Genomic DNA, 13,279 nt, shown 5'->3' with positions numbered 1-13,279 from the left:
TCACATATCCTGATAGAGTGGGAAGCGTTTGCAGAGCGCCTCGACCTCGGCCTTGACCTTGGCTTCGACGGCGGCATTGCCGTCCTCGCCATTGGCGGCAAGGCCGTCGACGACCTCGGTGATCCAGCGGGCGATCTGGCGGAATTCCTCCTCGCCGAAGCCGCGCGTCGTGCCCGCCGGGGCGCCAAGACGGATGCCGCTGGTCACAAAGGGTTTTTCCGGGTCGAACGGCACGCCGTTCTTGTTGCAGGTGATATGCGCGCGACCCAGGGCCGCCTCGGTCGCCTTGCCGGTCACGCTTTTCGGGCGCAGGTCGGCCAGACACAGGTGGTTGTCGGTGCCGCCCGACACGATGTCGATGCCGCCCTTCATCAGCTCATCCGCCATGGCCTGCGCGTTCTTCACGACCTGCGCGGCGTAGTCCTTGAAGCCCGGCTCCAGCGCCTCGCCAAAGGCCACGGCCTTGGCCGCGATGACATGCATCAGCGGACCGCCCTGCAGGCCCGGGAACACGGCCGAGTTGATTTTCTTGGCGATATCGGCGTCATTGGTCAGCACCATGCCGCCACGCGGACCGCGCAGCGATTTATGGGTCGTGGTGGTCACGACATGGGCATGCGGCAGCGGCGAGGGGTGCTGGCCACCGGCCACCAGCCCCGCGATATGGGCCATGTCGACCATCAGATAGGCGCCGACCTCGTCCGCGATGGCGCGGAAGGCGGCCCAGTCCCAGACCCGGCTATAGGCGGTGCCGCCGGCGACGATCAGCTTGGGCTTGTTGGCCAGGGCCTTGGCGCGCACGTCCTCCATATCCAGCAGCTGGTCCTGCTGGCGCACGCCATAGCTGACGACGTTGAACCATTTCCCCGACATGTTGACCGGCGAGCCATGGGTCAGGTGGCCGCCGGAATTCAGGTCCAGCCCCATGAAGGTGTCGCCCGGCTGCAACAGCGCCAGGAACACGGCCTGGTTCATCTGGCTGCCAGAATTCGGCTGGACGTTGGCGAACTGGCAGCCGAAGAGTTCCTTGGCGCGCTCGATCGCCAGATCCTCGACCACGTCGACATATTGGCAGCCGCCGTAGTAACGCTTGCCCGGATAGCCCTCGGCATATTTGTTGGTCAGTACCGAGCCCTGCGCCTCGAGCACGGCTTTCGACACGATGTTCTCGCTGGCGATCAGCTCGATCTCGTCGCGCTGACGGCCAAGCTCATTGCGGATCGCACCGAAAACCGCAGGGTCGCGGCTCTCAAGCGATGCGGTGAAGAATTGGTTCAAAGGTTCCTGGATGTGCATGTCTTCCTCCCTCTCCTCAGGATTATCCGGTCCAGCCCAGTCCCGTCGAGACGCAGTTCATGGTCTGCATCAGGGGCACAAGGATGTCGCGACCCGGCCGGTCGCGGTGGTCACGCAGCAGTCTGATCTGCAGGTCATGGATGCGCAGCAGATCGGGTTCGACGCGGGCAAAGGCCCTTGCCATATTCGGGAATCTTTCGCCCGGCGCGGTGCCGCCGTTCAGGAACATCACGGCCTGACGGCTCAGGTCGTATTCCTGACGGACGCGGCCAAAGATGTCTTCGCGCACGGTGCGGTCCGACACCAGCGTCGCATATTGCCCGGCGATACGCATATCGGCGTGGAACAGCGATTTTTCGACCTCGTCCACGATCAGGCGAAAGATGCGCGAATCGTTGAACATGCGGCGCAGCGGCTTGTCGGCGCTATTGCCGCGAAAGCGGCGGAAATCGGCGATGGCCGTGCCGAAACCATACCAGCCCGTCATCAGGTGGCGGTTCTGCGACCAGGCAAAGACCCAGGGGATCGCGCGCAGGTCATCGAGGCTTTTCGCGCCAAAGCGCCGCGTCGGACGAGAACCCATTTTCAGCATCGCCAGTTCCTCGACCGGGCTGGCCTGCTGGAAATAGTCGATGAAACCGGGCCGGTGCAGCAGCGCGCCATAGGCGGTTTGCGAAATCCCGGCCAGCGCCTCCATCGTGTCGTTGAACTCGGTCGGGACGGGACCGTCCGCCGTTTCCAGCGATTGCGCCAGAACCGAGGCCGCCAGCCGTTCCAACTCGTGCTGCGCGGTCGGGCGGTTGGCGAATTTCGCGGATACGACCTCGCCCTGTTCGGTGGTGCGCAACTGGCCGTTGATCGTGCCGAAGGGCTGGGCCGCAATCGCGCGTTCGGTCGGCGCGCCGCCCCGGCTGACGGAACCGCCGCGACCGTGGAAGAACACCGGGATCAGCCGATGCGTGGCCAGCGCCTGACGGATGGAACGCTGCGCCTTTTCCAGTTCCCATGTCGAACACAGGAAACCGCCGTCCTTGTTGCTGTCCGAATAACCCAGCATGATTTCAATGCGATGGCTGCCATCGTCCAGACTGCGCCGGGCCAGCGGCACGCGCAGGACCTCGTTCAGGATCTGGGGCGCGGCGCGCAGGTCGCCGATGGTTTCGAACAGCGGCACGACGCGCAGGTCCAGCCTTTCGGCGCCGAAACCCGCATAGCGCGCCAGCAGATAGACGCCCAGCAGGTCGTCGCAGGACCGCGTCATCGACAGGATGAAGGGGCCGATGGCGCGGGGATCGTCGCCATTGCGGATCTGGTGCATCAGCCCCAGAAGCGCCAGCAATTCGCGGGACTGTTCGCCCAAATTATCGCGCAGCGCGGGCAGATCGGGCTGCGCCAGTTCGGCGCGCAGCCGCTGCGACCATTCCTCGGTCCCATATTCCGGCGCGCCTTCGCCCCAGATATCGCCCAGCACCTGCGTCGTGACCGATGAATTCTGCCGCACATCCAGCGTAAAGGTGCGGAAGCCGAAAATCCGGGCCTGCCAGCGGATCGGGCGCACCAGACGATGGGCCAGATGTTCGGCGCCGATATCCTTCAGCGCATCCTCGATCCGGGACAGATCCGCGATGAAGTTGCGCACATGCAGATAGGCCGGGCCGGTGCCCGATGCCGTGGCGTCGATGCGGCGCATGATCGCGCTGAGCGCCTGACGAAACATTTCGCCCGGATTGCGGCGCGGCGCATCAGGGGGCAACGGGGCCGCGTCGATCAGATCCTGCAGCGCCTGCGCCGAGGCAGGCGGCAGCGCGGAAATCGTGCTGGAGATGCTCAGATGCTGAACCGCCTGCATCAGGCTTTGGCGGTGGCGGTCCATGATCGTCTTGCGCGCCAGTTGCAGCGCGGTCGCGGTCGTGCCCACGGTGACGCCGGGGTTGCCGTCGCGGTCGCCGCCGATCCAGGAATGAAAGCTGATGAAGGGCGAAACCTCGTCATCCGTGCCATAGCGCGCGGACACGACCTGCTGATACTGGCCGGTCACGCGGGTCGCGGCATCGAACAGGCTGTCACGGAAGAATTGCAGGCCCCAGGAAATCTCGTCCTCGGGCGAGGGGCGTTCCAGCCGCAATTCGCCGGTCAGCCACAACAGGTCGATTTCGCATTCGATATCATGGATCAGCGCCGCGCGTTCATGCGAGGTCAGGCGGCTGCTTTCCAGTTCCGCCAGCGCGCGATAGATGCGGCGGTGGATTTCCAGAACCGTGACGCGCTTGGCCTCGGTCGGGTGGGCGGTCAGGGTCGGGCCGACGTTCAGGTCGCGCGCCACCGCCTGAAAACGCTCCAGCGGGATATCGGCATGGGCAGACAGGGCACTGGCAAAGCTTCCCTCGATCGCGGTCGGGCCGGTTTCGGCCTCGGCCGTCCGGCGAAACCGGGTGGCCGTGTTTTCGTCAATGATCCGCAGAAGCTGGAACCAGATCGACAGGCCCTGCAGATATTCGCCGATCCGCATGTCGGCCGGCACCCGGCTGTCGTCGTTTTGCAGCGCAGGCAGGGCCTGCGGTGCGCGGCGGGCCAGGACCTTCAGCCACAGCCCGCGCAATTCATTGCGCAGACCGTCGGCATAGGATTGCCGGGACACAGGCGACGAGCCGGTGTCGGCATGAACTTCGGCGCGGACTGCCCCGTCTTCCATCAGTTCACCCGATCACGGGGTTCGCGCCCGGCAAAGAAGTCCTGAAGATTGTCGATGACCCGGAACCCCATCGCCTCGCGGGCTTCGCGCGTGGCGCTGCCCAGATGCGGCAGCATGACCAGACGGTCGCTGTCGCGAAGCTGCGGGTTGATGTCGGGTTCACCGTCAAAGACATCCAGCGCGGCGCCACCGATGGTTTCGAACCACAGGGCCTGAGCCAGCGCGCTTTCGTCGATGACCTCGCCGCGGGCGGTGTTGATCAGATAGGCGTCGGGCCGCATCAGGCCAAGGCGGCGCGAGTCGATCAGGTGGCGGTTCGCCGCCCCGCCGGGGCAGTGCAGCGACACGAAATCGCATTGCGGCAGCAGTTCATCGACGGATGCGACCTGCGTGGCATTGCATTGCGCCAGCACCTCGGGGGCGACGGGGCTGCGGTTATAGGCCAGAATCTTCATCCCGAACCCATGATGCGCGCGCCGCGCCATTTCCTGACCGATCCGGCCATAGCCGATGATGCCAAGCGTCTTGCCCGACACCTTGGTCCCGACCAGATGGGTCGGGCGCCAGCCGGTCCATTTGCCGGCGCGCAATTCGCGTTCGCCTTCGCCCGCGCGGCGGGCGGCCATCAGCATCAGCGTCATCGCCAGATCGGCGGTGCATTCGCTGAGCACATCGGGGGTATTGGTGATGACGATCCCCTGCCCCGACGCCTTTTCGACGTCGATATGGCTGAAGCCCACGCCGTAATTGGCAAAGATGCGGGTCTGCGGCTTTTCGATATCCAGCGAGGGCGCGCCCAGCTTGTCCGTCACGGTCGGCAGGATCGCGTCATATTGGCCCATCGCGGCCCGAAAATCCTCGGGCCGCATGGGTGTGTCGTCGCGGTTCAACTGAACCTCGAACAGATCGGACAGACGTGCCTCGACCGCAGCGGGCCAGCGGCGGGTGACAAGAACGCGGGGTTTTGCCATTTTCTCTCCTCCTTCTACTTCTTGCTGTCCGATCAGCCCGGATCAGCGCATGACGCGGGCGATGGTTTCGCCGATCACCGCCGGGTTTTCGGCGATGGTGACGCCCGCCGCCGTCAGGATTTCCACCTTTTCCGACGCGCTTTCACCAAAGGCCGAGATGATCGCACCGGCATGGCCCATGGTCCGGCCCTTGGGTGCGGTCAGACCCGCGATATAGGCGACGACCGGCTTGGTGACGTGGTCGCGGATGTAATCCGCTGCCTCGGCCTCTTGCGGGCCGCCGATTTCACCGATCATGCAGATGATATGGGTGTCGGGGTCGTTCTCGAACTCCTCCAGCACATCGCGGAAGGACGAGCCGTTGATCGGGTCGCCGCCGATCCCCACCGAGGTCGAGACGCCAAGGCCGCGTTCCTTCAGCTGCGCCGCCGCCTCATATCCCAGGGTGCCCGAACGGCCGATGATGCCGACGTTGCCCTGCAGGTAGATATGGCCCGGCATGATGCCCAGCATCGCCTTGCCCGGGCTGATCGTGCCCGCGCAGTTCGGCCCGGTCAGGACCATGCGGCGTTCCTTGGGGTAGCGATACATGTAACGCTTGACGCGGATCATGTCCTGCGCGGGGATGCCGTCGGTGATGCAGACGCAGTAGCGGATGCCCGCATCGGCGGCTTCCATGATCGAATCCGCAGCCGAGGGGGGCGGCACAAAGACCAGCGAGGCCTGCGCCCCGGTCGCCTCGACCGCTTCCTTGACGGTGTTGAAGACCGGCACGCCTTCGCAGGTTTCGCCACCTTTGCCGGGGACGACGCCGCCGACGACATTGGTGCCGTATTCGATCATTTCCTTGGTGTGGAAACGGGCCATCTTGCCAGTGATGCCCTGAACGATGACGGGGGTGTCGCTATCCAGAAAAATGCTCATCACACGGCCTTCAGGTTGGTGTTGCTGTTGGTATCGGCGCGCCATGCGGCGACGACGCGCTCGGCGGCTTCGTTCAGGGTGGTGGCGCGGATCAGGGGCAGGCCGCTTTGGGCGATGATCTTTTGCCCTTCCTCGACATTGGTCCCGGCAAGGCGCACGACCACCGGCACATCGACCGGGTTTTCGCGCAGCACCTTGACCACGCCTTCGGCAACCCAGTCACAGCGGTTGATGCCCGCAAAGATATTGACCAGCACGGCCTGGACATTCTTGTCCGACATCACCAGACGAAAGGCTTTCGCCACACGTTCCGGCGTCGCACCGCCGCCGATGTCCAGAAAGTTCGCGGGTTCCCCCCCGGCCAGCTTGATCGTGTCCATCGTGGCCATGGCCAGACCGGCACCGTTCACGATGCAGCCGATATTGCCGTCCAGACCGACATAAGACAGACCGCCATCCGCCGCGCGGGATTCACGCGGGTCTTCCTGCGATTTGTCGCGCAGTTCGGCCACCTGCGGATGACGGAACAGGGCGTTGTTGTCGAATGTCATCTTGGCGTCCAGCGCCAGGATACGTTCGTCCGAGGTGATGACCAGCGGATTGATTTCAACCATCGTCGCGTCCAGTTCGCGGAAGGCGCGATAGCAGCCTTTCAGCGTGCGGACCATCTGCTGGATCAGCTTGGGTTCGATCCCCAGTGCGAATGCGATCTCGCGGCACTGGAATTCCTGCAGACCGACCGCCGGCTCGACGGTGGCGCGCACGATGCTGTCGGGGCGTTCGGCCGAGATTTCCTCGATCTCCATCCCGCCCTCGCCGCTGGCGACGATCATCACCCGCTGCGAGCCGCGATCCAGAACGAAGCCCAGATAGATTTCGCGCGCGATCGGCACGGCGGCCTCGACATAGACGCGATAGATGCCCTTGCCTTCGGGACCGGTCTGATGCGTGACCAGCTTCTGACCAAACATTTCCTCGGTCACGGCCCGGATTTCGCTATCGCTGTTGCAGATCTTGACGCCGCCCGCCTTGCCGCGACCGCCCGCATGGACCTGCGCCTTGACGACCCAACGCTCGCCGCCCAGTTCGCGGGCGCGATACGCGGCCTGTTCGGGGCTGTAGGCCAGCGCCCCCTGTGCGATGCCTACACCGAAATTGCTGAGAATTTCCTTGGCCTGATACTCGTGGATATCCATATCCTACCTCCTCCCAAAGGTGCGGCTACTCTGCCGCGACCGCCGTCTGATAATGCCGTTCCAGCCCTGCGCGGACCGTTTCGATGTCGATATTCGCGCCCATCGCCGACAGTTCGGCGGCAAAGCGTTCGACGATTTCCGTCACCGCCGCGCGGTTCAGCAGGTTCAGGATGCCGATGCGGACCTGAACCGGCTCGGACAGCGTCGGCCAGATGCCGAAACCTTTGGAACGGCAGGTCTGGACCAGTTCCTGTTCGCGACCGGCCAGCCCCTCGGGCAGGTTCAGCACGACCAGCGAAGTCATGTTCGACGTCACCTTGCAGCCCATCGCCGTCACGGCATCACGCAGCGCGGCTTCGTGATAGGCATATTGCTTGGCGCGTTCGGCGACGGTCTGTTGCAGCGTGATGCGCAGCGCCTCGTGGAAGGCCGAAACCGCATAGGCGCTGTGGGTGCGGTGATAGGTGCCTTTTTCGACATCCTTGCCGTCAACGATACCCCAGTGGCGCGCTTCCAGGATCGGGTGGTGGACAAAGGTCCGGGTGCCGGTCTGGCGCAGGGTTTCGATGTAGCGGTCGGTAAAGGACACCGGCGCATAGGTCAGCGGCAGACAGCAGATGCCCTTTTGCGGACAGGAGGCCCAGCCATGCACGCCGGGGAAATCGTCGATGGCGAAATTCTCGACCCCAAGCGACGAGACGGCATCGACCAGACCCATCGCGCCATGTTTTTCGCAGGCATCCGAAAAACCGCGCAGATCGTTGATGCGGCCCGAACCGGTTTCCCAATGCGCCATCGCGGCCCATTTCGGTTTATGTTCGGCCAGCGCCTTTTCGACGATCTCGCCGGTGACGGACTGACCATGCGGGACGTTGACGATGGTGACGGATGCCGGTTGCGGATCCATCGGATTGGCGGCCAGTTCCTCGGCGGTGGCGGCCTTCATGCGCACGGTCAGCCCGTCGATGCCCGAAAAGGTGCCGTTGACAAAAACCACGACCTTGTCGCCCGGCTGAACCGCGCTGAACATGACGTCCAGACCGCTCCAACCCGTGCCGGCGACGCCGTAGGTGTAGATGTTCGAGGTGCCCATGATGGCGCGCAGCATCTGCTTGGCTTCGATCATGCCGCGCAGCACATCGGCCTGCATGTGGTCGGCCATGCCTGCCGCGGCGAATCGCTGCAACACGCGGGGATCGGTATTGCCCGGCCCCGGACCCGCGGCCAGCGTGTTGGGGATTTCCAGTTGCCCGAAGATTTCGACGTTGCTCATCGATTTTCCCTTTGCTCAACAAAATTTATCCTAGGGAAGCCGCAGATTCGCAATTCGACAATGGCGCTTCATCCTGCTTTTTGGTATTCTTTTGGGTAGGAAATGACCTATACTTTCTGACGGATTACGATTTTTGTCGGATGGCTACCTACCCGAATGGGTGGGAAAATGAGGATAAAATGGGCGAATCAGGAAAAAACGGGCAGATTACGATCATGCTGGCGGACAGTAATCCGCTGGTCCTCAGCGCCATGGCCGAGATGTTCGAACGCCATCCGCGATTCTCGCTGATCGCCACGGCATCGACGGCCGAAGGCTTTCTGGGCACGGCGATGCGCGTGCCCGCGCAGGTCGGCGTGATCGACTGGAACCTGCCCGCATTGGGCGGCGCCAAGCTGCTGGAGGTGCTGCGCGCCCAGGAACGCGCCCCCCGCATGGTCGTCTATGCCGATCAGGGCAGCGATGCGCATCTGTCGGCGATGGCGGCGGGTGCGGCGGGGTTCGTGTCGCGCAGCGGGGCGGTCGAAACGCTGCTGGAAACCTGCGCGGCGGTCGCCTCGGGGCGGATGATTTTTCCCTTTGTCGATGTGCGCAAACTGCAAAACGACCCGCTGAAATCGCTGTCGCCGCGTGAAACCCGCATGCTGGAAGCACTGGCAACCGGGCTGACGAATCGCGAACTGTCCAGCGAACTGGGCATCACGACGAATACCGTCAAATTCCATTTGTCCAATCTTTACGACAAGTTATCGGTCAAGAACCGGGCGCAGGCGATCGCGTTCTACTATTCGCAGAAACAGGGTGATCGGTAAGGAAAAATGCCGCTGTGCAGCAAGACTTTGGCATGAGGAATAAGATTCATTCAAAATTCTTTATTGACAGGAAATAAAATTGCGACCCTATCTTGCCCCATCCCCAACAACCCGGCAGGAGCGATCCGAACATGAGCTTCCATCCCATTGAGCAGGCCACCGCACGGCTGAACCGCAGCGAATTGGCCGTTCCCGGCAGCCAGCCGCAAATGTTTCAAGAGGCAGCGGAATCTGCCGCTGACGTGATCTTCCTCGACCTTGAGGACGCGGTTGCACCGGACGAAAAGGCGCAGGCCCGCAAGAACATCATCCAGGCCCTGAACGAGATCGACTGGGGCAAGAAAACCATGTCCGTGCAGATCAACGGGCTGGATACGCATTACATGTATCGCGATGTCGTCGACGTCGTCGAACAGGCGGGCGAACGTCTGGACCTGATCATGATCCCCAAGGTCGGCACCGCCGCCGATGTCTATGCGGTCGACATGATGGTGACCCAGATCGAAGACGCCAAGGGCTATAAAAAGCGCATCGGTTTCGAACATATCATCGAAACCGCGCTTGGCATGCAGAACGTCGCAGCCATCGCGGGCGCGTCGAAACGCAACGAAAGCCTGCATTTCGGCGTCGCCGACTATGCCGCCTCGACCCGCGCGCGCACGACCGTCATCGGCGGCGTGAACGAAAACTACTCGGTCCTGACCGACCCGCTGGCCGATGGCAGCCGCCAGATCCATTGGGGCGACATGTGGCACAACGCGCTGGCGACGATGGTCGTCGCGGCCCGCGCCAACGGCCTGCGCCCGATTGATGGCCCCTTCGGCAATTTCTCGGACCCCGACGGGTTCAAGGCCGCCGCCTACCGCGCCGCGGTTCTGGGCTGCGAAGGCAAATGGGCGATCCACCCCAGCCAGATCGCACTGGCGAACGAGGTGATGAGCCCGTCGGAAGCCGAAGTCGAACGCGCGAAAAAGATCCTGGCCGCCATGGCCGAGGCCGAGGCCGCAGGCAAGGGCGCGGTGTCGCTGGATGGCCGCCTGATCGACTACGCCTCGATCCGTCAGGCCGAGGTTCTGGTCGAAAAGGCCCGTCAGATCGCGGCATAAGCCATTGATCTGAAACGCGCGCCCCTCAGGGGCGCCGATCACGCAAACGCCCCGCGTCTTTTACGCGGGGCGCATCGTCATGCCTTGTCGGCGTGGTCAGTCCGCGCTGGCTTCGCCCAGTTGCAGACCCGCAGGGGCGCCGCGCAGCTTTTCGAACACCGGGGCGTCGGGCAGCGGCTCGCCGCCCAGTGCCGCGTTCAGGCGGTCGCGATCCAGCGCGCCCTCCCACCGGCTGACGACGACCGTGGCCACCGCATTGCCGATGAAATTCGTCAGCGAGCGGCATTCCGACATGAAGCGGTCGACGCCCAGAATGATCGCGATCCCCGCCACCGGCACCGTCGGCACCACCGACAGCGTCGCAGCCAGCGTGATGAAGCCCGCGCCGGTGACGCCTGCCGCGCCCTTGGACGACAGCATCGCGACCAGAAGCAGCAACACCTGCTGTTGCAGCGACAGGTCGATATTCGTCGCCTGCGCGATGAACAGCGCGGCCAGCGTCATGTAGATATTGGTGCCATCCAGATTGAAGCTGTAGCCCGTCGGCACGACCAGCCCGACCACGGGACGGGCGCAACCGGCCTTTTCCATCTTTTCCATCAGCGAAGGCAGCGCCGATTCCGACGACGAGGTGCCCAGAACCAGCAGCAGCTCGGCTTTCAGATAGGCCATCAGCCGCAGGATGGAAAACCCGTTCAGCCGCGCGACCGTCCCCAGCACGACAAAGATGAACAGAGCCGAGGTCAGATAGAACGTCCCCACCAGCGCCGCCAGATTGACGATCGAGGCGATGCCATATTTCCCGATGGTAAAGGCAAAAGCCCCGAAGGCACCGATCGGGGCGGCCTTCATCAGCACATCGACCGCACGGAACACGACGCCGCTGATCGCCTCCAGGATCGTCACGACCGGCCTGGCCTTGTCGCCGACAAGGATCAGCGACACGCCGAAGATGATCGAGATGAACAGGACCTGCAGGATATTGCCATCGACAAAGGCCGAGGTGAAGGTCGTCGGAATGATGTCCAGCACGAATGCGATCAGGCTGGTTTCATGCGCCTTGGACGTATAGCCCGCGACCGCGCTGCTATCCAGCGTCGCGGGGTCGATATTCATCCCCGCGCCCGGCTGCACGACATTGGCGACGACCAGCCCGACGACCAGCGCGAATGTGGAAAAGAACAGGAAATAGGCGAAAGCCTTGCCCGCGACCGAGGCCACGCCCTTCAGCGAGCCCATGCCCGCAAGCCCGGTGGTGATCGTCAGGAAAATGACCGGAGAGATGATCATCTTGACCAGCTTGATGAAACCGTCGCCCAGAGGCTTCAGCGCCCTGCCGGTCTGGGGCCAGAAATGCCCAATCAACGCCCCCGTCGCGATGGCGACCAGCACCTGAAAATACAGGTGGCGATAAAGAGCTTGGGGTGTGGGGCATCCTGTTGTGCCGGACATGTCGATCTGCATATGGCCTCCTCAAACCTGCTGATGACGTTGCTGTGCCGGGAAAATAACAATCGCCCCGAAATCAGACACAAAATGGCACATGCCTGCAGGCTGCTGATATTGCAGATTATTTGTGATTTCTGCGGTGGATTTTGTGCGGGTATCGAAACATGATCCCGGCACCATGTGCGGGATATGAGAACACACCCCGCCGCTATGATAGGCTTGGCCTCAGGGGCGATCTCGACAGGGGTGGCATGGCGTTGCGGCGCGATTTCCGGCCTGCGTGTTCTGCGGCGGTGACGGCCGCCTGCCTGCTGGTCGCGACCTGGCTGACGGTCGGAGGCATCGTGCGCGGCAGGCTGGCCGAACAGGCCGCCGGCTCTGCCCTGCTGCGGGTTCAGGCGCTGGAAAGCACGCTGGCGAAACAGCGCGCGGTGGCCGCGATCCTGTCCGACGACGACACCCTGCGCAAGGCGCTGACCACGGGATCACCCGCCGCGCTGGCCGATGTCTCGCGCAAGCTGGACCGGCTGCGCGAGGAAACCGAAAGCGCGGTGATCTGCATCCTGAACCTCAAGGCGCGGCGGTCGCGGTTCCTGGATTACGATGAGCTGGTCAGCTTTGTCGGCGTCGATTACAGCTTTCGCGAATATTACGCCGATGCGTTGCAGACCGGAAAGGCGCGTGCAATATGCGCTGGCGTCGGCCATCGGCCGGGGCTGTATCTCGTCCAGCCGGGGTCGATGATGCCTCGGGGCCGATCGGGGTGGTCGCGTCAAGGTCGAATTCGACGCGGATGACGCATCCTGGGCGCGTTCGGCGGATACGACCTATGTGACCGGCCCGGATGGTCAGGTGGTGCTGTCCGACATGGATGCCGCGCGGTTCAGGCCGCTGCCGCCGCTGGCCGCCCGCCATCTTGCCATCACGGAACCCGTTCCCGGCGCGAACTGGACGCTGGTGCTGCGCTATCCGATCTACGCGGCGCGGCTGGCCGCAGGCCTGGCCAGCATCGCGCTGGCCGCGCTGCTGGTGATGGCCGCGCTGTGGCTGGGCCGGATCGCCCGCCAACGCCGCCGCCGCGAGGAAATGGCCGCCCGCGAAGCCCGTTATCGCAGCGATCTGGAACGCGCGGTGGACGAACGCACCCGCGATCTGTCGGATGCGATGCGCGAACGTCAGGCCGCCGAACAGCGATTGGCCGCGATGCAGGCCGATCTGGTGCAGGCCAACAAGCTGGCGACGCTTGGTCAGGTCACCGCCGGCGTCGCGCATGAGGTGAACCAGCCCCCGGCGACGATCCGTCTGCTGGCCGAAAACGCCGCCGCGATGCTGCCTGCGGCGGCGTCCGATGACCTGCGCGGCAATCTGGGGCGGATCGTCCAGATGACCGGGCGGATTTCCCAGATCACCACCGAATTGCGCAGCTTTTCCCGCAAGGCGACCGGCAGGCTGGAACCCGTGCGCCTGATGGATGTGATCGAGGGCCTCGGTGGCCGCTGACCGCCAGCCGCCGCCGGGCCGAGAGCGCGCGGCTGATCCGCGATCCCTTCGACCCCGATC

General features: G+C 63.8%; 11 protein-coding genes. 4 read left to right on the top strand and 7 right to left on the bottom strand.

What is annotated here, in order from left to right; genetic code table 11:
• The 6 genes from glyA to PE067_RS03145 are packed head-to-tail and all read right to left on the bottom strand — an operon-like array spanning position 1 to position 8,352.
• A complete protein-coding gene (gene glyA, locus PE067_RS03170; RefSeq protein ID WP_276187797.1) occupies positions 1 to 1,278 on the bottom strand; it encodes a serine hydroxymethyltransferase in 1,278 nt (425 codons plus the stop codon).
• Positions 1,279 to 1,318: 40 nt separating this feature from the next.
• Positions 1,319 to 3,988, bottom strand: coding sequence for a phosphoenolpyruvate carboxylase (locus PE067_RS03165; protein WP_276187796.1), 2,670 nt, complete (start codon positions 3,986 to 3,988; stop codon positions 1,319 to 1,321).
• Positions 3,988 to 4,959 carry a D-glycerate dehydrogenase gene (locus tag PE067_RS03160; protein ID WP_276187795.1) on the bottom strand — a complete coding sequence of 324 codons (972 nt, stop codon included), beginning with the start codon at positions 4,957 to 4,959 and terminating at the stop codon, positions 3,988 to 3,990. Before PE067_RS03160 ends, PE067_RS03165 begins: the two co-directional genes overlap by 1 nt.
• Positions 4,960 to 5,001: 42 nt before the next feature.
• Positions 5,002 to 5,883: a succinate--CoA ligase subunit alpha gene (sucD, locus tag PE067_RS03155; protein ID WP_276187794.1), complete on the bottom strand. Its 882-nt coding sequence runs from the start codon at positions 5,881 to 5,883 to the stop codon at positions 5,002 to 5,004.
• Entirely contained in the window at positions 5,883 to 7,079 is a 1,197-nt protein-coding gene (locus PE067_RS03150; protein WP_276187793.1) for a malate--CoA ligase subunit beta, read from the bottom strand. Before PE067_RS03150 ends, sucD begins: the two co-directional genes overlap by 1 nt.
• 25 nt (positions 7,080 to 7,104) lie before the next feature.
• Entirely contained in the window at positions 7,105 to 8,352 is a 1,248-nt protein-coding gene (locus PE067_RS03145; RefSeq protein WP_276187792.1) for an aminotransferase class V-fold PLP-dependent enzyme, read from the bottom strand.
• Between the two features lie 179 nt (positions 8,353 to 8,531).
• On the opposite strand from PE067_RS03145, the gene PE067_RS03140 reads away from it, so the two are divergent.
• Positions 8,532 to 9,164, top strand: a complete 633-nt coding sequence (locus PE067_RS03140; RefSeq protein ID WP_276187791.1) for a response regulator transcription factor — start codon at positions 8,532 to 8,534, stop codon at positions 9,162 to 9,164.
• A gap of 131 nt (positions 9,165 to 9,295) precedes the next feature.
• A complete protein-coding gene (locus PE067_RS03135) occupies positions 9,296 to 10,270 on the top strand; it encodes a CoA ester lyase (protein ID WP_276187790.1) in 975 nt (324 codons plus the stop codon).
• A gap of 96 nt (positions 10,271 to 10,366) precedes the next feature.
• Here the strand turns inward: PE067_RS03135 and PE067_RS03130 are convergent, their stop codons facing one another.
• Positions 10,367 to 11,734 (bottom strand): dicarboxylate/amino acid:cation symporter, encoded by a 1,368-nt coding sequence (locus PE067_RS03130; protein ID WP_276187789.1) that lies wholly within the window; start codon positions 11,732 to 11,734, stop codon positions 10,367 to 10,369.
• A gap of 236 nt (positions 11,735 to 11,970) precedes the next feature.
• Here PE067_RS03130 and PE067_RS03125 point away from each other — a divergent pair, with 236 nt between their 5' ends.
• Positions 11,971 to 12,516, top strand: a complete 546-nt coding sequence (locus tag PE067_RS03125; protein ID WP_276187788.1) for a hypothetical protein — start codon at positions 11,971 to 11,973, stop codon at positions 12,514 to 12,516.
• Between the two features lie 34 nt (positions 12,517 to 12,550).
• Positions 12,551 to 13,219, top strand: coding sequence for a histidine kinase dimerization/phospho-acceptor domain-containing protein (locus tag PE067_RS03120; protein WP_276187787.1), 669 nt, complete (start codon positions 12,551 to 12,553; stop codon positions 13,217 to 13,219).
• The last annotated feature ends 60 nt before the right edge of the window (positions 13,220 to 13,279 follow it).

The sequence above is a fragment of the Paracoccus sp. DMF-8 genome, from assembly GCF_029309835.1.
Taxonomy (GTDB): domain Bacteria; phylum Pseudomonadota; class Alphaproteobacteria; order Rhodobacterales; family Rhodobacteraceae; genus Paracoccus.
Note: the sequence above shows the minus strand (reverse complement) of the source record. Positions and strands in the feature narration are given on the sequence as shown.

Coding starts and splice junctions, on each gene's coding strand:
- PE067_RS03165 (WP_276187796.1), bottom strand. CDS start 3,988: ATGGAAGACGGGGCAGTCCGCGCCGAAGTTCATGCCGACACCGGCTCG.
- PE067_RS03135 (WP_276187790.1), top strand. CDS start 9,296: ATGAGCTTCCATCCCATTGAGCAGGCCACCGCACGGCTGAACCGCAGC.
- PE067_RS03150 (WP_276187793.1), bottom strand. CDS start 7,079: ATGGATATCCACGAGTATCAGGCCAAGGAAATTCTCAGCAATTTCGGT.
- PE067_RS03125 (WP_276187788.1), top strand. CDS start 11,971: ATGGCGTTGCGGCGCGATTTCCGGCCTGCGTGTTCTGCGGCGGTGACG.
- PE067_RS03140 (WP_276187791.1), top strand. CDS start 8,532: ATGGGCGAATCAGGAAAAAACGGGCAGATTACGATCATGCTGGCGGAC.
- PE067_RS03145 (WP_276187792.1), bottom strand. CDS start 8,352: ATGAGCAACGTCGAAATCTTCGGGCAACTGGAAATCCCCAACACGCTG.
- PE067_RS03160 (WP_276187795.1), bottom strand. CDS start 4,959: ATGGCAAAACCCCGCGTTCTTGTCACCCGCCGCTGGCCCGCTGCGGTC.
- PE067_RS03130 (WP_276187789.1), bottom strand. CDS start 11,734: ATGCAGATCGACATGTCCGGCACAACAGGATGCCCCACACCCCAAGCT.
- sucD (WP_276187794.1), bottom strand. CDS start 5,883: ATGAGCATTTTTCTGGATAGCGACACCCCCGTCATCGTTCAGGGCATC.